Here is a 21328-nt window from a genome sequence, read left to right on the forward strand (position 1 = left end):
ATTTATATTTATTCTACTGACATTAAGAAATAATATAAAGGTTGTGCTCCTCTATAACATTGAACATCTAAATCTTCATATTTTTCCTCTACTTTTGCTGCAAATTCGTTAGCTTCTTCCTCTGAAACATCAGCACCATAGAAAATTGTAATTAATTCACTTTCATCATCTATCATTTCACTAAGAACTTCTTCAGCTACATCACAGTATGATGAACCAACTTTCTTAATCTTTCCTTCGATTAATCCAAGCATATTTCCTTCTTTTATTTCTATTCCATCCATTTCTGTATCTCTTACAGCATAAGTTACAGAGCCTGTTTTAACCATTGACATTGTTTCTTTTAGGCTTTCTTCATTTTCATCTACTTCACTTTCAGGATTAAACATAGTTACACATGTTATACCTTGTGGAATAGTAGTTGTTGGAATAACTCTAACATCCTTATCTGAAATTTCTGCTGCTTGATTCGCAGACATTATTATATTCTTGTTATTAGGTAAAACAAAGATATGTTCAGCATTTAATTTTGAAATACACTCCATTATATCTTGAGTAGATGGGTTCATAGTTTGCCCACCTTCAATAACATAGTCTACTCCAAGGTCTTTAAATATATTAGTTATTCCTTCTCCCATTGCAACTGCAACAAAAGCATATTTCTTTTCTTCTGCTTCTATAACTTCTTCTTTATTTTCATTTTTAAGATTATATTCTTCCTTACTTAGTAAAACTTCTCTATGTTCTTCTCTCATATTATCAATTTTTATCTTTGATAATTCTCCAAGCTTAACAGCTTTTGCTAATACAGCCCCTGGATCATTTGTATGAATATGAACCTTTATAACATCTTCATATCCAACTACAACTTGAGAATCTCCCATAGGAATTATATCATCTCTAAATTTATCTGCATGACTTGCATCAGCTAAAATTATAAACTCTGTACAATAACCAAATTTAATATCTATATCCTCAGTGCCTTGTGCTCCTTGCATTTTAGCTTCAGAAGGTTTGATATCTTTAATTTCAGCTTTTATATCATCCTTTAAAGCATCATACATTCCTTTTAAAATTATATATAATCCCATTCCACCTGAATCTACAACTTTTGCCTTTTTTAAAGCTGGTAATAATTCTGGAGTTTTGTCAAGCATTACTTTAGCTGCATTTACAACTACATCCATTAAATCTACTATATCTTTTACATCTGTTTCTATAGCTGCTTCTGATGCTGCTCTTATAACTGAAAGTATTGTACCCTCTGTAGGTCTCATAACAGCTTTATAAGCTGAATTACTACCTTCTTTAAATGCAATAGCAAGTTCTACTGCATTCACTTCTGTTTTTCCTTCTAATCCTTTAGATATACCTCTTAATATTTGAGAAAGAATAACTCCTGAATTTCCTCTTGCTCCCATTAAAGCTCCCTTAGCTAGCTTTTTAGAAGCTTCAGCAATAGATTCAGTATTAAGTCCTTCTATTTCTTTTACAGCTGCCTTAAATGTAGCAGACATATTAGTTCCAGTATCACCATCTGGTACTGGGAATACATTTAACGAGTTAACATATTCACTTTCTTCCAACAATCTATTACTAGCATTAACAACCATATTGTAAAAATTATGGCCATTTATTGTCTGATATTTCATCTTTTTACCTCCTAGACTCTAACTGCTTGAACATTTACTGTAACAGATGAAACTTTTAATCCAGTAAAGTTTTCCACACTATAACGTACCTTTTGTATAATATTATTGGCTATTTCAGAAATCTTTGTTCCATATTCAACCATAACATATAATTCTACAATTAATTTATCATTATCAAATTTTAATTTTACACCCTTACTTAAATTTTCTATTCTCATTAATTCCCATAGTCCTTCTGTTGCATTCTTGGAAACCATACCTACAACACCGTAGCATTCCATTGTTGATAATCCTACTATCTTTGCAAGTACCTCTTCAGAGTAATGTATATTTCCAAGTTCATTTGAATATCCTACCATACAGAATCCTCCTTATAATTATCTATACTCTCTATTTTATATTACTTATATTTATTATTCAAGTAAATATTACATAGCTATTATATGAAGATATCAATATATATATTAAAATATATATTAAAATATCTATTAAATTTAAAATAAAAAAAGTTTTTTCACTTTTTTACTATTTCCCCTTGCTTTTCTAAGCATTACTATGTTAAAATTTAATCTGTCCTATTGAAGAGAAATTATCTTCAAAAACAAGGAGGTGTTTTCAAGTGGCAAGAAGATGCGAAGTTTGTAATAAAGGGGTTGTATCTGGAACTCAATACTCCCACTCACATCGTCAATCAAAGAGAACTTGGGCTCCTAACATAAAGAGAGTAAAGGCTTTAGTTAACGGAACACCAAAGACAGTTCATGTATGTACAAGATGCCTTAGATCTGGTAAGGTTCAAAGAGCAATATAAGTTCAAATAAAAAATGCAATTGATTAATCAATTGCATTTTTTATTTTATAAATTAAATTTTTTATTTTTCCTATGTATTACTTCCTTCTAAAAAATTTAATTAAATTAGATAAAAACTTAGGCAGTTTAATAGCTATAATCTTCATACTTTCCTCCATTAAAAATCACTCATCTATTTATTACATTGTATGCAAATAAATAAAATGAGTGATTAATTTTTAATCTTTTGTATAAAGAACCATTACTATTCCACTATCAAAAGTTATATTTATCTTTTCTTCCATAAATTCGTTTGATGTAGTTAAGCTATCACCTAATTTTAAATTATAATTACTTAAATTATATTTAGCTCCATTTATATTAAAATTTTTAACTTCTTCACAATATGCATGGAAAGAAATTGTATCGCCTATATTTCCATATAAGGTTCTAGGCTTATCAATTAAAAAAATATAATTATTATCATCTATTACTTTTACTAATATGGATTTTCTAAGCCCCCTTAGCATAAGTCCAAAGTTACTTAGGGAATGATCATACCTAGTACCAGTAGCTCCTAATAATATTATTTCAGTGGCTCCCTTTTCTACAGCTAAATTATATGCTATTTCTGTATCAGTATAATCCTTTTCTCTTTTAAATTTAATTTTCCTTTTAGCTTTATTTTCAAGTGAATTTATTATATTAGCATCAGCTGAATCAAAATCACCTAAAATATAATCAGGAGTAATATTATATTTATATAATACCTCACAGCCTTTATCTGCACCAATTATTAAATTAGCATCTTTAATTTCCTTAAACAATATATCTTTTGAAGGCTCTTTTCCTCCTGATATAATAACTGCTTTCATTTTATTAACCTCTTATTGCTTCTATATTTTCCTTAAGATTTCCATCTCTAAATATAGCAGAACCCGCTACTAAAACATTTGCCCCTGCTTCGATTATAGACTTAGAGTTATTTTTATCAACTCCTCCATCTACTTCTATAAGCAAATCTTTATTTTTATTTAAACTCATTTCCTTAACTTCTTTAATTTTATTTAAAGAGTATGGAATAAACTTCTGTCCTCCAAAGCCTGGATTAACTGACATGATTAAAACTAAATCTAATTTTTCAATTATATCATTTAATACCCATGTTGGAGTTCCAGGATTTAATGAAACTCCTGCCTTAATTCCTTTTGACTTTATGTATTCAATTGCTCTATCTATATGTTTTTCTGATTCATAATGTATAGTTATTATATCAGCACCAGCTTCAATAAAATCATCTATGTATCTTGATGGATTTTCTATCATTAGATGAACATCAAAAATCTTTTCTGTTTTATTTCTAATTGATTTTATTACAGGTAATCCAAAGCTTATATTAGGAACAAAGTTTCCATCCATTACATCTATATGAATAAAATCTGCTCCTGCCTTATCTACATTTATAACATCTTCTCCTAACTTCGAAAAATCAGCTGATAGTATTGATGGTGATATTTTTACCATTTGTACTTTTCCCCCTCTTGTAGTTCTTCTAATATTCTAATATAAAAATTATATCTATATTCATTTATTTCACCTTCACTTAATGCTTTTTTAACTGCACATTGTGGTTCTTTATTATGAAGGCATCCTCTAAATTTACAACTATGATTATATTCTTCAAATTCCGGGAAACTATATCTAAGATTTTCTTTATCCATAAAACTAATATCTATATTTGAAAATCCTGGGCTATCAACTAAATAGCCTTCCTCAATTTCAATAAGCTCACTATGTCTTGTTGTATGCTTTCCTCTACCTATTTTCTCTGATACAGAACCTGTCTCCATATGAGTTCTATTTATAAGTGTATTTATAAGTGTTGATTTTCCAGCTCCAGAAGGACCACATAAAACTGTTTCCTCTCCTTTTAACCTTTCCTTAAGCATATCTATTCCTATTCCCTCTTTAGCGTTTATAAATAAAACATCATATCCTATATCATTAATTTTATTTTTTATTTCTTCTCTTTCTTTTTCACTTGCTAAATCTACTTTATTTAAACATACTATTGCTTTTATATTATTATATTCACATAAAATTAAAAATCTATTTAAAAGATCGAAATTTATATCTGGATTTTTTATTGCAAATACCACAAAAGCCTGAGTAACATTTGCAACTGTAGGTCTTATTAATTCTGAAGTTCTATCAAATATCTCTTCAATTACACCTTTTCCATTAGAAACATTAATAAGAACATTATCACCAACCATAGGTTTCATATCCTTATGTCTAAATTTCCCTCTAGCTTTACATTCTATAATTTCATCTTTAGTTTTAACATAGTAAAACCCACCGATACCTTTTATTATTTTTCCTTCCATAATTCCTCCAAATATTTTTATCTTTATATTTATAATAAACAGATTACAATAAAAAATGCAAATATTTTTTCACAAAAAAGAATCAGCTTAAAGCTGATTCCTTTAGTTATTATTCCCATTATTATTTTCAGAACCGTTATGCCCACTATTATTTCCAGCACTATTTCCATTATTATTTTGAGGATTTTCTGATTCTACTTTTTTAGTGTTTATAGTAATGGTTCCACCTTTTTCAACCTTCTCTGTAAAACCTGTAACTATTGCATCATCTTGATTAGGTCCATTTACCTCTACTTTAAATCCAGCACCTTCAGCTCTAGACTTAGCCACTATAAGAGTTTGATTTTCAGCTAATCCAACTTCATTTCTAATATCAACTAGAGGCACTTCATATTTTCCTACTGTTATTGTAACAGTAGCTCCTTCTTGTAACTTCTTTCCCTGATTATCTTGAGATAGCACTATACCATCTTTAGATTCATCATGTGTTACTTCTTCAATAACTTTAACCTCAAAGCCTTTTAATGCTTCCTTTGCATCAGCTAATGTCTTATCTATTACATTTGCAACATCTATGAATTTAGTTTCTGGCCCTTTACTAATTACTATATTTATTTCAGTATTTTTGCTTATCTTTGTTCCAGCTGCTGGATTTTGTCTTATAAAATATCCTACTTCAATAGTATCATTATACTCTTCAGTTATAATATAATTATTTAATCCCTTAGACTTTAAAGTTTGCTCAATTGTTGTTTTTTCATAATTTCTAACATCAGGCATATCTATTTGCTCTTCTCCAGCTGATACTATAACATTTATTACAGTTCCTTTTTTAACCTTCATACCTGCCTTAGGATCTGTTTCTAATATAGTATTTTCTGGTTTATCACTTTTCTCAGTAGTCTTAATCTCTAGCTTAAGACCTAAAGCTTCAAATTGCTTTTTAGCATCATCAAACTTACTTCCAACTATATTAGGAACCTCTATCTCTTTGCTATTACCAGTTCCCCCTGCTAAGAAAAATCCTACAGAACCTAAAATTAATATTATTAAAATAACCCCAATAGATATTAATATTTTCTTTAAAGTTTTTTTATTATTTTTCTTCTTAGGTTTATCCTCATAATCATCATCAAAATCTTCATCATATTCATCATCAAAATCTTCATCATCATAATAATCATCTTCTGCCTTAGAAATATTAGATGACTTTATTGTATTTATAGGTGCCATTATAATTGTGTTATCATTATTATTAATATTATCTCCAATTATAATATCAGGATTCTCTTGGATTTTTTGTAAATCTTGAATTATTTCCTTAGCATTTTGATATCTCTTTATCGGCTCTTTTTTAATTGCTTTAAGTATTAATTTATTTAAGCTATCTGGAATAGCACTATTTATATTTTTAGGTGGAACTGGCTCTTCTTGTAAATGCTTTAAAGCAACAGTAACTGGCGAGTCGCCTTCAAAGGGTAACCTTCCTGTTACCATTTCATATAACACTATTCCAAATGAATATATATCAGATCTAAAATCTATATATGTTCCCTTTGCCTGCTCCGGTGAAAGATAATGAGCTGAACCAATAATACTTGTAGTATTAGTTATTGTTTGAGAGTCAGTAGATTTAGCTATCCCAAAATCTGTAACCTTTACTTCACCTGCTTCTGTAACTAAAATATTTTGCGGCTTTATATCCCTATGAATTATATTATTTCTATGTGCACAGTCTAATGCTTTTGCTATTTGAAGAGCTATTTTTATAGCAGTAGTATAACTAAGCTTTCCACTATAATTAATTAACTCTTTTAAAGTTTTTCCGCTTACATATTCCATTACTATATAATCTATATCTTCTTGAGTTCCAACATCTAGTATATTTACTATATTAGTATCTGATAAATTTGCAATGGCAGTTGCTTCTCTCTTAAATTTTTGGGCTATTTCCTCATTGTCTGCAAATTGCTTTTTTAATATTTTTACTGCCACAAATCTATTTAGCTTATTACATTTTGCTTTATAGACTTCAGACATTCCGCCCTCCCCTATTTTTTCAAGAAGTTCATATCTACCACCTAAAATAATTCCGTTCATATTACACCTCTCCTCCAAATAACATTACTGTTATATTGTCTCTTCCACCATTAAACTTAGCACTTTCTATAAGTTTTTCACAAATATTTTGTATTTCTTTTTCTTCAATATCAAAATTTAATACATTTTCCAAATTAATTTCGTTAGTAAGCCCATCACTACACATTAAGAAAAATTCAAATTTACTTTTTCCCACTTCAAATAAATCAACTTTCACATCCTCTTCTGTACCAACAGCTCTTGTAATAACATTTTTTTGAGGATGATTAATTGCTTGCTCTTTTGAAATACTTCCACAATCTAAAAGTTCTTGTACTAAAGAATGATCTTTAGTTATTTTTGTAATCTTTCTATCCTTTATTCCAAAGCAGGAGCTATCCCCAATATTAGCTACCACACTTATTTCTTTTGTTATAAGACATGCTACTAAAGTAGTGCCCATCCCATTATAAGTATCTGAGCAATGAGATAAATTATATACCTTTAAATTAGCATATTTCATAGCTTTTTCTAATAAATCTTTATGGTTATAAAGATTTATATTTTCTTTTATATATTTTATAAGAGCTTTAGAGGCCGTTTTGCTTGCAATTTCACCTGCATTATGACCTCCCATCCCATCTGCTAAAACATAAATCTTATAATTATCATCTTCATAATACTCAGCATAATCCTCATTTAAGGTTCTTATATTACCTAAATCACTTTTTATACCAGTCACCAACACCCACTCCTCTAATTTTTAGTCTTTAAGAAGTTTCTCCTTAATTGACCGCAAGCAGCATTTATATCATTACCCATTTCTCTTCTTACTGTAACATCTAAACCATGTTCACTTACAATTTTCTCAAATTCTTCTATAGTTTTCTTAGAAGGTCTTTTTAAAGTGTTTTCTTTTATTTCATTTACAGGTATTAAATTAATATGACATTGTCTTCCCTTTAATAATTTGGATAAAGATTTTGCATCTTCCTTTCCATCATTAACTCCAGATACTAAAGAATATTCAAAAGTTATACGTCTACCTGTCTTTTCAAAATAATAATCACAAGCTTCTAAAATTTCTTTAATAGAATATTTATTAGCTATAGGCATTATTTGCCTTCTTTTCTCATCACTAAAAGCATGAAGTGATATTGCTAATGTAATACTATATCCCTTATCTGCTAATTCATAAATCTTAGGCACAATACCACAAGTAGAAAGTGTTATATGTCTTTGACCTATATTAAGTCCATAATCAGCATTAACTAAATCTAAAAACTTAGTTACATTGTCATAATTATCTAAAGGTTCTCCACTTCCCATTAATACTATATTAGAAATTCTTTCACCTAGAACCTTTTGAGCAACTATTACTTCTGATAATATTTCTCCTGCTGTTAAGTTTCTAACTCTACCTTCTAAAGTTGAAGCACAAAACTTACATCCCATTCTACAACCAATTTGAGTAGAAATACATATAGAATTACCATATTTATATTTCATAATAACACTTTCAATTATATTTCCATCTTTAAATGCAAATAATATCTTTTTTGTTCCATCTAAAGTTGATTCATATTCTTCTACAACTTCTGGAACTCCTATGTAAAAATTCTCCTTCATCTTTTCTATTAAAGACTTTGGTAAATTTTTCATATCATCAAATTCCCAAACATTTTTATAAATCCACGAAAAAATTTGCTTAGCTCTAAAAGCACTTTCTCCATTTTCTTTCATCCACACTGAAATTTCGTCTAAATTGTAATCTAAAATATTTTCCATTATATCACCTATTTTATCTTCTTTATTTTTGCTATAAAGAAACCATCCATGGAATCATTCGGTAATATAGTTAAACTTTTATCTGCATTATATATGAAATTATTATTATTTCCGATATATATTTTTTCTATTTCAGCATCTTTATGTTTATCTAAAAACCATTTTATATTTTCTTCATTTTCTTCTTTATTAAGAGTACATGTAGAATAAATCATTATTCCATTCGGTTTTAAATATTGCCATGCATTCTCCATAATATTTCTTTGTATTTCAATTAAATCTCTTAATTGTTGTCTTGTTTTATTCCATTTTATTTCAGGTTTCTTTCTAATTATACCAAGACCTGAACAAGGTACATCTATTAAGACCTTATCTCCATAGCTAATATATTCGCTATTAAGTTTAGTCGCATCCATTTCTTTACATACAATATTACTTAATCCTAATCTTTTAGCATTTTCCTCAATTAAAGATAATTTATTTTCATGTAAATCAAATGCTAGAACTTCCCCTGTATCTCCTAACAATTCAGCTATATGAGTAGTTTTACCACCTGGAGCTGCGCATAAATCTAAAACCTTATCTCCTTCTTTTAACTCTAATAAAGGAGCTACTAACATAGCGCTTTCATCTTGAACTGTAATAAGTCCTTCTTTAAACACTTCGTTATTTTCTACTCCTTTTCCCCCTTTAATTGTTATAGCCTCTGGACAAGCATATCCCTCTTCTATGTCATATCCTATTTGCTCTAATTTTTCATAAACTTCGTCATACTCACCTTTAAATTCATTTACTCTTACAGTAACTTTTGGTGTTTCATTTAGACCAGCCATTATTTTTTTTGTTCTTTCTTCACCATATTGCTTTATAAAAAGTCTTATCATCCATGGCTCAAAAGAAAACTTATATGCAATTTCATCTATTCTATTTCCTGGAACCATTATTTCTTTTTCATCTTTAATATAGTTTCTTAAAATACCATTAACAAGTTTTGAAGCTTCAATAGAAACTTCTTTTGCTTCCTCTACAGCTTCATTACATGCTGCATATTCTGGTATCTTATCTAAAAAATACATTTGATAAATTGCAACTCTTAATATATTTAATACAGTTTTATCTATTAATTTTATATCTTTAACAAAATTTCCTATTAGCACATCTAAAGTTCTTTTTCTTCTTAAAGTTCCATAAACTATTTCTGTAATAAGTCCCTTATCCTTCTCTTCTATATCATCTCTATTTAATTCTTTTGATAAAACTAAATTTGAATAAGCTCCTTCTTCTAATACTCTTTGTATTATTTGTCTTGCAAGTTTTCTACTATTCATACTTCTACCTCTTAATTATCATTATATCTGTTGTTTAAGGCTATTAATCTAATTAATTGAGAAATAGCCATTAAAGTTGCTGCAACATATGTCATGGCTGCTGCATTTAGAACCTTTTGTGCTCCCTTTATCTCGTCACCATATAAAAATGTTCTTGTTTCTAAAATATTTAAAGCTCTTCTTGAAGCATTAAACTCCACTGGAAGAGTTATTATTTGATAAAGTACTGCTAAGCTAAAAAATATTATTCCTATCCTAGCAAATAAAGGATTCCCTAAAAATATACCTATCATAAATAGCCATATTGAAGCATTACTTGCTATATTTACTGCTGGAGCTATTCTAGTTCTTAAAACTAAAGGTGCATAATGAGTTTGATGTTGAATTGCATGCCCACACTCATGAGCTGCTATTCCTGCTGCTGCAACTGTAACTCCATCATATACTTCAGGTGAAAGCCTTATTACTCTTGAAGAAGGATCATAATGATCTCCAAGATGCTTTCCATACCTTTCAATTCTTACATCAAAAAGTCCAGCTCCATCTAAAATACTTCTTGCAACTTCACTTCCTGTAACACCGCTTGCTATTCTAACAGCCTTATATTTTTTATATGCACTATCTATTTTAAATTGTGCCCAAAAAGCTATTATCATTGCTGGTAATAAAATTAAATAGGTTGGATCAAAATAAAATCCTGGATAAAACATATATCCATCTCCTTTACATTATATTTTAGTAAAGCTTACTATTTACCTTAATTTCGTTTCCATTTATATATTGTTCTATAGTTAAAGGCTTTCCATTTGGAAATTGTATTTTCTTTATTAGTAAAGTTCCATCCAAAGTAGCAACCTTTATGCCTTCTTTAGAAACACCAACTATAGTCCCAGGTTCTTTTTTGCTATCTTCCTTTAAAACTTTACTTTCATATATTTTCATACTTTTATCTTCATAATTAGTATAAGCAATTGGCCAAGGATTAAGTCCTCTAATTAAATTATGAATATCTATCGCAGAATTATTCCAATTTATCAAAGCTAACTCTTTATTTAACATCTTTGCATAAAAAGTTTCACCCTCTTGCTTTTCTGGTATTATATCCCCACCATATAATCCTTCTATAGTCTTAATTAATAAATCTGCTCCTCTTTCCATTAAAATATCATGAAGATTTCCAGCTGTCATATCCTCTGATATTTCTACTTCATCTTTAAGAAGCATATCTCCAGTATCTAATCCAACATCCATAAGCATTGTTGTATTGCCTGACTTCTTTTCACCTTTTATTATAGCCCAATTTAAAGGTGCTGCACCTCTATACATTGGAAGAAGGGATGCATGTAAATTAATACAGCCATACTTTGGTATATCTAAAACCTCTTTAGTTAAAATTTGACCAAAAGCTACAACAATAATAAAATCTGGTTTTAATTCCTTTAAATATTCTATTGCTTCTATATCATTTTTTAACTTCATAGGTTGTAATACCTTTATATTATGCTCTAAAGCTACTTCTTTTACTGGTGAATATGCTATTTTCTTTCCTCTTCCTTTTGGTTTATCTGGTTGAGTAAATACACATTCTACCCCAAAAGTATTAATTATCTTTCTTAAAGATGGTACTGCAAAATCTGGAGTTCCCATAAATACTATTTTCATGTTAAACCTCCTTTATTTTAAATAATCTATAAACAGTTTTCCATTTAAATGATCATTTTCATGTAATATAGCTCTTGCTAAAAGTTCAGTAGCTTCTAAAACAAACTCTTCACCTTTTTCATTTAAAGCTTTTACTTTTACATAGTTTGGACGTTCAACTTCTGCTGCTTCTCCTGGAACACTTAAACATCCCTCTTCACCTATTTGACTTCCTGAAACTTCTAATATTTCTGGATTTATAAATACTCTAAGTCCATAATCATCATATACATCTATAACAAATATTCTTTGAAGTATTCCTACTTGTGGAGCTGCTAGACCAACTCCATCAGCTTCATACATAGTATCTGCCATATCATTTATTAATTTTATAGTTCTTGGTGTTATTTCAGTTATATTTTTACAGTTTTTTCTTAAAACTTCATCACCGTTTTTTCTAATATTTCTAATTGCCATTAAACTTACCTCCTAAGTTAAATTATTTGGATTTATATCAATTGTTACTTTTATTTCATTATATACATTCTTATTTAATTGATAAAGTTTATCTTTGATTTTTTTACAAAAATCTAAAGATATATCACCTTTAAATATTATTTGCCATCTAAAATTATCTTTTATTTTAGATATTATACATGGAACAGGTCCTAGAAATTCTATATTATCTTCATTATTGTATATAATATTCAATTCTTGTTTCAATGTATTCATAAAATTCTTTAATAAGCTTTCATTTTTTGATGAAGCGTTTATCAATAATATTTTACCAAAAGGAGGATAATACATCAAACCTCTAGTAGTAAATTCCTCATTATAAAATCCCTCATAATCATAATTTTTAGCATAATTTAAACTATAATTACTCGGACTATATGTTTGAAGAATAACCTTTCCTTCTTTATTACCTCTTCCTGCCCTTCCTGAAACTTGAGTAACTATTTGGAAAGTTCTCTCAGCCGATCTATAATCCGGTACATTCAAAGACATATCTGCTGCCAATATACCAACTAAAGTTACATTTTCAAAATCTAACCCCTTTGCGATCATTTGAGTTCCTATAAGTATATCTCCATCACCATTTTTAAAAGAATTATAAATAGTTTCATGTGAATTTTTATTTCTTGTTGTATCCATATCCATTCTTAAAACTTTAGCTTTCGGAAAATACTTCTTTACCTCTTCCTCAACTCTTTCAGTTCCTGTTCCAAAATGTTTTACATATTTACTTTTGCACTTTGGACAAACTTTAGATTGCATTTCTCCATGACCACAATAATGACATATTAAATATCCATTTTTATGGTATGTCATTGAAATATCACATTTAGGACATTTAAATACATGGCCACAACTTCTACATGATACAAAAGTAGAAAATCCACGCCTATTTAAAAATAATATAATTTGTTCTTTTTTTTCTAAGGATAGCTTCATTTCTGAAAATAATTTTCTACTAAACATAGATACATTTCCACTATTTAATTCTGCTCTCATATCAACTATTTCAATAATTGGCATAGGTTTATTATCTACTCTATGTTTAAGTTCTATAAGTTCTATTTCACCACTTATTGCTCTATAATAAGTTTCAATTGATGGAGTTGCTGATCCTAAAATAACTTTACAATTTTTAAGAGTACTTATATATTCTGCAACTTCTCTTGTAACATATCTTGGATTTTGTTCAGATTTGTAAGTATTCTCATGTTCTTCATCTATAATAATTATTCCTAAGTTTTCAAGTGGTAAAAACAAAGCACTTCTAGCGCCTATAACAACCTTTGCTTTACCTTCTTTTACTCTATACCACTCATCATATCTTTCACCATCTGATAATTTACTATGAAAAACAGCTACTTCCCTTCCAAATCTCCCTTTAAATCTCTCTATCATTTGTGGAGTTAATGAAATTTCAGGGACTAGAATAATTGCAGATTTTTCATTACATATAGCTTCTTTAACTAAGTTCATATAAACTTCTGTTTTTCCTGATCCAGTAACACCTTTTAGCAAAAAAACATTTTTATTAGACTTTTGTATTTGATTTATAGCTCTAAGTTGATCTTCTGTTAGTTCTTTTTCCTTATAATTAACATACTCTTTTAAATTATACCTATATACTATTTCCTCTTCTACTTTTAAGTATCCTTCATTAATAAGCTTATTTATCTTATAAATTGATAAACCATATAATTTTGTTAATTCGCTTTTATTAAACTTACCATTATTATCTTTTATAAAACTTAATATATCATTATATTTTTCTTCTATATCACTTGGAACTTTTTTATCTGTTATAGCAACAACAATCTTATATTTATTATTTATACCTTTTAGAACTCCTTGTGGAATTAAAAGTCTTATTCCATCTATATATTTGCACAAATAATTTTCTCTTAAATATTCAACTAATTTTATATCATCTTTAGTTAAAAGTGGATTTATTAAAGAAATTGCTTTAATTTTTTTTATTCTAACTCCACTTATATTATCTTCTTTTAAATTTAATACAAACCCATCTACAATATTATTTTTTATACCAAATGGTACTTTAACCCATTGCCCTATGCTTATATCATTAATAAAATCTTCTGGTACTTCATAAGTAAAAGGTTTATCTATTTCCAAAGCATCACTATTAATTATAATTTCTGCATATATTTTCAAATTTATCACCCTTTTATTAGGTACTATTTTAGTCTTATATGAAAGAAAGCGCATTTTAGCGCTTTCTTAATATAGTATCAAATATTTTAGATGCAACTTTTCTTTTATTCATCTTATCTAAATATATTTCTTTTCCATCCTTAGAAAGGATAATAACTTTATTATCATCGCTAGCAAATCCAGTATCACTACTTGTTATATCATTAGCTACAATAAAATCTAAGTTCTTTTTTACAATCTTCTTTTTAGCATTTTCTACTACATCATTACTTTCAGCTGCAAATCCAACTAAAATCTGATGTTTTTTGTTATCACCTAATATTTTTAAAATATCATTATCTCTAACAAAAGTTAAAACTAGCTCTCCATCATCTTTTTTTATTTTTTTATTGCTATAATTTTTAATTTTATAATCTGCAACAGCAGCTGATTTTATAACTATATCACTATTATCATAATTATCTAAAATTGCATTTTTCATTTCTTCATTAGTGACTACATTAATAACTTTAATACCACTTGGTGGATTTAAATTAGTTGGACCAGAAACTAATGTAACATTTGCACCTCTGTCTCTAGCCTCTTCTGCTAAGAAATATCCCATTTTCCCAGTAGACCTATTTGTAATAAATCTAACTGGATCTATACTAGAATTAGTAGGACCTGCACTAATTAAAACATTTTTTCCAATTAAGTCTTTTTCAAGACTACTATTATTCAATGCTTCCATTACTTTTTCAACTATTTCACTTGGTTTTGCTAATTTACCTTTTCCTTCATCACCACATGCAAGCAATCCAGAATCAGGTTCTATAAACTCATATCCAAGATTTTTTAGTTTTTGTATATTTTCTTGAACTATTTTATTTTCATACATATTAGTGTTCATTGCAGGTGCAAAAATAACTTTTGCCTTAGTTGCCATAATAGTAGTTGATAACATATCATCAGCTATGCCATTTGCAACTTTTCCTATTATATTAGCAGTTGCTGGAGCTACTAAAAATACATCAGCTCTTTTAGCTAAAGAAATATGTTGTATTTCAAAAGCTTTTGGTTCAGCAAACATATCTGTTACCACCATATTTTGGCTTAAAGATTGAAATGGTAAAGGAGTAACAAATTTTGTAGCAGCTTCAGTCATAATAACTCTTACATCTATATCCTTTTTTCTTAAAGCACTTATTATATCTAAAGCTTTATAAACAGCTATTCCACCACTTACTCCTATACATACACATTTTTTTGTATCCATTTTACTTGTTACCTTCTTTTGTTACAGTTGATTCGTAACCAACTTCTCCTGCATTAACTTCATTAATAGCAATTGTAAGAGGCTTTTTAGACTTTGTTACCACTAATGGTTCTCTCCCATCTATTAATTGTCTAGCTCTTTTTGAAGTTACTATTACTAGTGAATATCTATCATCTACCTTTTGAAGTAAATCCATTATTGATGGATTAATCATAGAGTTGTTCATGAATTAAGCCCTCCTTAGAATCTAAAATTGTATTTTCTTTTATTCTATCAACTCTGCATTTTTCAGCAGCTATAATTGATTCAACTTTTGAAACTGCTAATTCCAAAGTATCATTAACTACTGCGTAGTTATATTTTGAAACATAATTAATTTCCTTATATGCATTCTTAAATCTAGTCATTAAGGATTCTTCTGTTTCACTACCTCTTTTAATTATTCTTTTCTTTAGTTCTTCCATTGATGGTGGTAGTATAAAAATAAATACCCCTTCTTTAAAGTTTTCCTTTACTTGCAGTGCTCCTTGAATGTCAATTTCTAAAATTACATCCTTACCTTCTTCTAACATCTTCTCAACGTTAACCTTAGGAGTTCCATAAAAGTTTCCATGTACATTTGCATATTCTAAAAATCCATTTTCATTAACTTTTTGTTCAAAAGCTTCCTTAGTTAAAAAATAATAATTTACACCTTCTATTTCTCCTTCTCTTGGAGATCTAGTTGTTGCAGAAACAGAGATATAAATATTATCATGCTTCTCTAATAGAGCTTTGCAAATTGTTCCTTTTCCTGCACCAGAAGGTCCTGAAATAACTATTAAAACGCCTCTATTGCTATGCATTATTCATCAACCTCTTCTACTACTTCATCTTTTACAACTAATCTATGTGCAACTGTTTCTGGTTGAACTGCTGATAAAATAACATGGTCGCTATCTGTTATAATTACTGCTCTTGTTCTTCTTCCATAAGTAGCATCTATAAGCATACCTCTATCTCTTGCTTCTTGTATTATTCTCTTAATAGGTGCTGATTCTGGGCTTACTATAGCTACAAGTCTATTAGCAGAAACTATATTCCCAAATCCGATGTTAATTAATTTTATTCCCATTACTTTCCTCCTACTTACTCTATGTTTTGCACTTGTTCTCTTATTTTTTCTATTAGATTTTTTATGTTAATGACGAAATTCGTCATATCCATATCACTAGATTTCGAAGCTATTGTATTAGCTTCTCTATTCATTTCTTGAATAATAAAGTCAAGTTTTCTCCCTATTTGACCACCTTCTTCAAATGTAATCCTCATTTGATTCAGATGACTTTTTAATCTTGTAATTTCCTCATCTACAGCAGACTTATCAGCAATTATTGCAATTTCTTGAGCAATTCTACCTTCATCTATATCTACTCCATCTAATAAGTCTTTAAGTCTTAACTCTATTTTTTTCTTATAAGCATTAGGTACAGTATATGAAATTTCCTCTATACTTAAAACTATATTTTCAATTTCAATTAACTTAGCTAATATATCTTCTTTTAGCTTTTCACCTTCAATTTTCCTCATATTATCCATCATATCTAAAGATGATATTATAAGAGGTTTAATCACTTGCCAAATTTCTTCTACTGAATCTTCTTCTTCAACAATATCAATTACATCAGGAAACCTTGCTATTTGAAGTACTGTAACATCATTTTTTAATTGCAGTTTTTCTTCTATTTCTTTTAAACAGTTAAAATAGCTTTCTGCTAGCTTAATATTTACTTTAGCAATACCATCACCTTTGGAATAACTTTTTTGATTTATAAATATATCTACTTTACCTCTTGAAAGCTTTGAGTTAACTAACTTTCTTATTTCTTCCTCTAGTGAGATAATACTTTTAGGCATTCTTACATTTACATCTAAATACCTACTATTTACACTCTTCATTTCTACTGAAAATAAGTGTTTACTTCCTTCTTCATTACTAGCTCTACCAAAACTAGTCATACTTTTAACCATATATGCCTCCAAAGCTTTTATAAAACATAATTTATATATTATTATAGCGAATACATTTAATATAAAAGATAATCTATATTATTGTCAATGATTTGTTCACAAATTATTAACATTTAAGCAAAAAAAGTTATAGCATTTCTGTACTATAACCTTTAATATGATTAAAATATTATATTTAATTATATTATGATGTATGTACTTTACCTTAATATCTACTAATTATTAGTATCATTTATATTTTTCTTAAAGGATTCTTTTATATCTATAGCCTTTTCACTTGATAAGGCTACTATTAATTTTATTCTAGCTTTTTGACCTGGCATACTTTCCTCAAAGAAAACTCCTAAATCCTTAAGCATTTTTCCTCCACCCTCATACCCATATGATTCATGTACTCTTCCTTCAAAGCATCTTGAAACTACAACAACAGGTATATTTTTCCTTAAAACTCTTTTTATACCCATAACCATTTCTGGTGGAACATTTCCTCTTCCAAGTGCTTCAATAACTATCCCCTTATAACCTTTATCTATTACAAAATCAATAAAGTCAGATGTCATTCCAGCTACACATTTAATTAAAGCTACATCTTCTCTTATACTCTCAACATGATAAACCTTATGTTTAATTGTATTTCTATAGAAAAACACTTTATTATTATCAACTATTCCTATAGGCCCAAAATTTGGCGTTTTAAATGCATTTAAAGCCATTGAATTTACTTTAGTAACTTCTGCTGCAGAATTTAATTCACCATTAAAACAAACTAAAACTCCTCTGCCTTTAGCATCATCTGAAATTGCTGTACAAATAGAGGTTGCTAAATTAAAAGGACCATCGTAACCAAGCTCTGAACTACTTCTCATAGCACCTGTTACTACTATTACTTTTTCAGTATCTATTGTTAAATCTAAAAAATAAGCAGTTTCTTCTAAAGTATCCGTTCCATGTGTTAATACAACACCATCTATATCATCTCTATCAACTAATTCCCTTATAAACTTACTAAGCTCCAACATATTTTCTATAGTCATATGAGGTGAAGGCTTACTTGAAAAACTATAAGATTCTATATTTGCATAATTTTCTATTCCTGTTACCATAGACATTATTTCTTCACCAGTCAAACTAGGAACAGCAGCCTTGATTCTTTCATCAACTTTCATAGATATAGTTCCCCCATTAAATACAACTGCTACTTTCTTCATTTTTTCCTCCTAAAGTTTTATACTTATTACATTAAATATTAATAATTACCAAAATAAAAACTCTTGGTTTATCCAAAAGTTTAAAATAAAATTATATATTGTAGGTAGGTCGGCGTATCCTACATCTCTTTTTACTGAAAAGCCAGCGCGTGAGGAGCCCTTTCTCACCTCAACAATATATCTTAACCTATATTACTAATTATATATTTATCATTTTAATCTTTCAACTTCTATTTACTAACTACATTTAATTATTTTACCACTATAAAGTCTATTATATATTTTACTATCAGTAATAGGATACATGGTTGAAACGTGAATATAATCTCTTTTAGAATTAATATCTATCCCTATTAATATATTTGCTTTATCTTTTTTTATAATCTCCACATGAATTTCATTTTCTGTCAGTCTATATACCCCTATATAATCTGGTTTTTCTAAAATCTCTCTCATGTATTCTATAATATTACTTATTATTTTTTTACCTAAATGTTTTCCATGTCTTTTTTTAATATGCTTTATTACTCCTGGCGAAGCATAAATGGTTCCTGTAAATTTCACCCCTAAGTTTTCAGCCATTCTATTATTAAAATATCCCACTCTCTTATAGGTATAAAATCTATTTTCCATAATACACCCCAATTCTTTATAGTTGTATATTAGCTTTTAAGTTCTTTGTATATAATATTCAATTTATCAATTTAATTTCCTAAAAATTATGACTTATTAAAATTTAATAATAAATTTCAAATTAAAATTTCACCTATATAATTTTATAAATAAAAAAAGGGCTGTTACTACATCACCCTTTTAATATTATATATACTTATAATTTAAAAACACATCTTTTATATCATTAAAAAATATTTTAAATAAATATTTTTTCTATAATATTATACAAATTAATCCACCACTACCTTCATTAATTATCTTTTGTAGTGTCTTTTGAATTTTAACTTGTACATCCTCTGGCATTTTATATAGTTTGTTTTGTAAGCCGTCTTTTATTAATACTTCTAAAGGCTTACCAAACATATTACTTTGCCATAATGATGCTGGATCTTCCTCAAATTGCTCCATTAAAGAATTTACTAATTCTTCGCTTTCTCTTTCTGATCCCATAATAGGACTTATTTCTGTTTTTATATTTGCTTTAATAAAATGTAAAGAAGGAGCTGATGCCTTTAATTTTACGCCAAATCTATTTCCTTGTTTAACTATTTCAGGTTCTTCAAACTTCATTTCTGAAAGTTGAGGGGGTACTAACCCATAGCCAGTTTCTCTAACATCAATTAAAGCATCTTTAACTTTATCATACTCTTTCTTTGCAAAATTAAGATCTTTAACTAAAGATAATAAATCACTTTCACTTTTTACATCTAAATCACAAATTTCACTTAATATGTTATAGAAAATACCATCCTTAGGTTTTAATTTTATATTAGCTTTGCCTTCTCCTAAACTTACTGAATTCATTTCAATTGGAGCTAAACTTTCTTCATCCTTTAATGTGTTTACTACACTTTTTATATCTCTTATTCTATTAATATTTTCACACATTTCTTTAACAACATTAAAGAAATCCTTCTTAAGCCAATTATCAGGTTCTAATCTTTCTACCCAAGATGGCATATCTATTTCTATTTCTTTAACTGGGAATTCTTTAAGTACATGTTTAAAGATATTTTCAACATCTTCTTCATTCATATTTGCTACATCCATTACTTGGACTGCAACATCATATTTTTCTTCTATTTCTTTTTTTAACGCTCTTGTCTCAGAAGAGTTTATATGTTTTGTATTAAGTACAACTATAAAAGGCTTGTTTATGGCTTTTAACTCATCTATTACTCTCTCTTCCGCTTCTAAGTACTCATCTCTTGCTATTCCTGTTATACTTCCATCTGTTGTAACAACTAGTCCTATAGTAGAATGATCCGTTATAACTTTTCTAGTTCCAATTTCTGCTGCATCTTCAAATGGAATTTCATATTCATACCATGGTGTATTTACCATTTTAGCATCTTCACCATCCATATATCCTACAGCACCTTTTACAATATATCCAACACAATCCACCATTCTAACCTTAAATTTTATTTCTTCATCAATTGTAATTTCTACAGCTTCATTTGGAACAAACTTTGGTTCAGTTGTATGAATACTCTTGCCTGATCCACTTTGAGGCAATTCATCCTTTGCTCTTTCTTTTTTATAATTGTTCTCAATCTTTGGTATTACCATAAGGTCCATAAATTTTTTAATGAATGTTGATTTTCCAGTTCTTACAGGACCAACAACACCAACATATATGTCCCCCTGTGTTCTTTCAGCTATATCCTTATATATATTAAAGCTGTCCACGTTGTAACCTCCTATTTATTTTTAACACTATATATATATTCTAAACAATTAAAAAATATACAACTTTTTAAACTTTTTAATTCTTTATATAGTAATATACTATTTTTTCTTTTTAAATATTACTGAATATGATTT

The 21328-nt window shown here is 28.3% G+C and carries 22 protein-coding genes; 1 reads left to right on the top strand and 21 read right to left on the bottom strand.

The genetic code is table 11. The features are described 5' to 3' along the window. Nucleotides 1-8 precede the first annotated feature (8 nt). Together H9660_RS03015 and H9660_RS03020 are read right to left on the bottom strand one after the other, a co-directional pair. On the bottom strand, nucleotides 9-1652 hold the full coding sequence (locus tag H9660_RS03015; protein WP_191748409.1) for a DAK2 domain-containing protein: 1644 nt from the start codon (nucleotides 1650-1652) through the stop codon (nucleotides 9-11). 11 nt (nucleotides 1653-1663) lie between these two features. Continuing rightward, on the bottom strand, nucleotides 1664-2011 hold the full coding sequence (locus H9660_RS03020) for an Asp23/Gls24 family envelope stress response protein (protein ID WP_191748411.1): 348 nt from the start codon (nucleotides 2009-2011) through the stop codon (nucleotides 1664-1666). 260 nt (nucleotides 2012-2271) lie between these two features. Here H9660_RS03020 and rpmB point away from each other — a divergent pair, with 260 nt between their 5' ends. Continuing rightward, on the top strand, nucleotides 2272-2463 hold the full coding sequence (rpmB, locus tag H9660_RS03025) for a 50S ribosomal protein L28 (protein WP_008678335.1): 192 nt from the start codon (nucleotides 2272-2274) through the stop codon (nucleotides 2461-2463). Between the two features lie 218 nt (nucleotides 2464-2681). Here rpmB and H9660_RS03030 read toward each other — a convergent pair whose 3' ends face one another. The 19 genes from H9660_RS03030 to spoIVA all read right to left on the bottom strand — a co-directional run bounded on the left by H9660_RS03030 (nucleotide 2682) and on the right by spoIVA (nucleotide 21193). Continuing rightward, nucleotides 2682-3317, bottom strand: coding sequence for a thiamine diphosphokinase (locus H9660_RS03030; protein WP_191748413.1), 636 nt, complete (start codon nucleotides 3315-3317; stop codon nucleotides 2682-2684). Between the two features lie 4 nt (nucleotides 3318-3321). Continuing rightward, nucleotides 3322-3966: a ribulose-phosphate 3-epimerase gene (gene rpe, locus H9660_RS03035; protein ID WP_191748416.1), complete on the bottom strand. Its 645-nt coding sequence runs from the start codon at nucleotides 3964-3966 to the stop codon at nucleotides 3322-3324. Beyond that, nucleotides 3960-4829 carry a ribosome small subunit-dependent GTPase A gene (gene rsgA, locus H9660_RS03040; RefSeq protein ID WP_191748418.1) on the bottom strand — a complete coding sequence of 290 codons (870 nt, stop codon included), beginning with the start codon at nucleotides 4827-4829 and terminating at the stop codon, nucleotides 3960-3962. The genes rpe and rsgA overlap by 7 nt, the downstream gene beginning before the upstream one ends. A 102-nt stretch (nucleotides 4830-4931) precedes the next feature. Then, on the bottom strand, nucleotides 4932-6929 hold the full coding sequence (gene pknB / locus H9660_RS03045) for a Stk1 family PASTA domain-containing Ser/Thr kinase (protein ID WP_191748420.1): 1998 nt from the start codon (nucleotides 6927-6929) through the stop codon (nucleotides 4932-4934). Nucleotide 6930: 1 nt separating this feature from the next. After that, complete coding sequence (locus H9660_RS03050) at nucleotides 6931-7650, bottom strand: Stp1/IreP family PP2C-type Ser/Thr phosphatase (RefSeq protein ID WP_191748423.1); 720 nt, start codon at nucleotides 7648-7650, stop codon at nucleotides 6931-6933. Nucleotides 7651-7664: 14 nt separating this feature from the next. Continuing rightward, entirely contained in the window at nucleotides 7665-8696 is a 1032-nt protein-coding gene (gene rlmN, locus H9660_RS03055; RefSeq protein WP_191748425.1) for a dual-specificity RNA methyltransferase RlmN, read from the bottom strand. Nucleotides 8697-8704: 8 nt separating this feature from the next. Continuing rightward, nucleotides 8705-10024, bottom strand: a complete 1320-nt coding sequence (gene rsmB, locus H9660_RS03060; RefSeq protein ID WP_191748427.1) for a 16S rRNA (cytosine(967)-C(5))-methyltransferase RsmB — start codon at nucleotides 10022-10024, stop codon at nucleotides 8705-8707. Between the two features lie 11 nt (nucleotides 10025-10035). Continuing rightward, nucleotides 10036-10734: a zinc metallopeptidase gene (locus tag H9660_RS03065; protein ID WP_191748429.1), complete on the bottom strand. Its 699-nt coding sequence runs from the start codon at nucleotides 10732-10734 to the stop codon at nucleotides 10036-10038. A gap of 25 nt (nucleotides 10735-10759) precedes the next feature. Next, nucleotides 10760-11686, bottom strand: a complete 927-nt coding sequence (fmt, locus tag H9660_RS03070) for a methionyl-tRNA formyltransferase (protein WP_191748431.1) — start codon at nucleotides 11684-11686, stop codon at nucleotides 10760-10762. Nucleotides 11687-11698: 12 nt separating this feature from the next. Then, nucleotides 11699-12142 carry a peptide deformylase gene (gene def, locus H9660_RS03075; RefSeq protein ID WP_191748433.1) on the bottom strand — a complete coding sequence of 148 codons (444 nt, stop codon included), beginning with the start codon at nucleotides 12140-12142 and terminating at the stop codon, nucleotides 11699-11701. 12 nt (nucleotides 12143-12154) lie between these two features. Further along, nucleotides 12155-14353, bottom strand: coding sequence for a primosomal protein N' (gene priA, locus H9660_RS03080; RefSeq protein ID WP_191748435.1), 2199 nt, complete (start codon nucleotides 14351-14353; stop codon nucleotides 12155-12157). Nucleotides 14354-14408: 55 nt separating this feature from the next. After that, nucleotides 14409-15608, bottom strand: a complete 1200-nt coding sequence (coaBC, locus tag H9660_RS03085) for a bifunctional phosphopantothenoylcysteine decarboxylase/phosphopantothenate--cysteine ligase CoaBC (RefSeq protein WP_191748437.1) — start codon at nucleotides 15606-15608, stop codon at nucleotides 14409-14411. Between the two features lies 1 nt (nucleotide 15609). After that, on the bottom strand, nucleotides 15610-15834 hold the full coding sequence (rpoZ, locus tag H9660_RS03090; RefSeq protein WP_191748439.1) for a DNA-directed RNA polymerase subunit omega: 225 nt from the start codon (nucleotides 15832-15834) through the stop codon (nucleotides 15610-15612). Beyond that, nucleotides 15815-16453, bottom strand: a complete 639-nt coding sequence (gmk, locus tag H9660_RS03095; RefSeq protein ID WP_191748441.1) for a guanylate kinase — start codon at nucleotides 16451-16453, stop codon at nucleotides 15815-15817. Before gmk ends, rpoZ begins: the two co-directional genes overlap by 20 nt. Beyond that, nucleotides 16453-16722, bottom strand: a complete 270-nt coding sequence (gene remA, locus H9660_RS03100; RefSeq protein WP_191748443.1) for an extracellular matrix/biofilm regulator RemA — start codon at nucleotides 16720-16722, stop codon at nucleotides 16453-16455. Before remA ends, gmk begins: the two co-directional genes overlap by 1 nt. A 14-nt stretch (nucleotides 16723-16736) precedes the next feature. Continuing rightward, nucleotides 16737-17618, bottom strand: coding sequence for a YicC/YloC family endoribonuclease (locus H9660_RS03105; protein ID WP_191748445.1), 882 nt, complete (start codon nucleotides 17616-17618; stop codon nucleotides 16737-16739). Nucleotides 17619-17833: 215 nt separating this feature from the next. Continuing rightward, nucleotides 17834-18826, bottom strand: coding sequence for an asparaginase (locus H9660_RS03110; protein WP_191748447.1), 993 nt, complete (start codon nucleotides 18824-18826; stop codon nucleotides 17834-17836). Nucleotides 18827-19063: 237 nt separating this feature from the next. Beyond that, a complete protein-coding gene (locus H9660_RS03115; RefSeq protein ID WP_191748449.1) occupies nucleotides 19064-19459 on the bottom strand; it encodes a PBECR3 domain-containing polyvalent protein in 396 nt (131 codons plus the stop codon). A gap of 255 nt (nucleotides 19460-19714) precedes the next feature. Beyond that, nucleotides 19715-21193, bottom strand: a complete 1479-nt coding sequence (gene spoIVA / locus H9660_RS03120; RefSeq protein ID WP_191748451.1) for a stage IV sporulation protein A — start codon at nucleotides 21191-21193, stop codon at nucleotides 19715-19717. Between the last annotated feature and the right edge of the window lie 135 nt (nucleotides 21194-21328).

It is taken from the genome of Clostridium gallinarum, from assembly GCF_014836325.1.
Taxonomy (GTDB): Bacteria; Bacillota; Clostridia; order Clostridiales; family Clostridiaceae; genus Clostridium; species Clostridium gallinarum.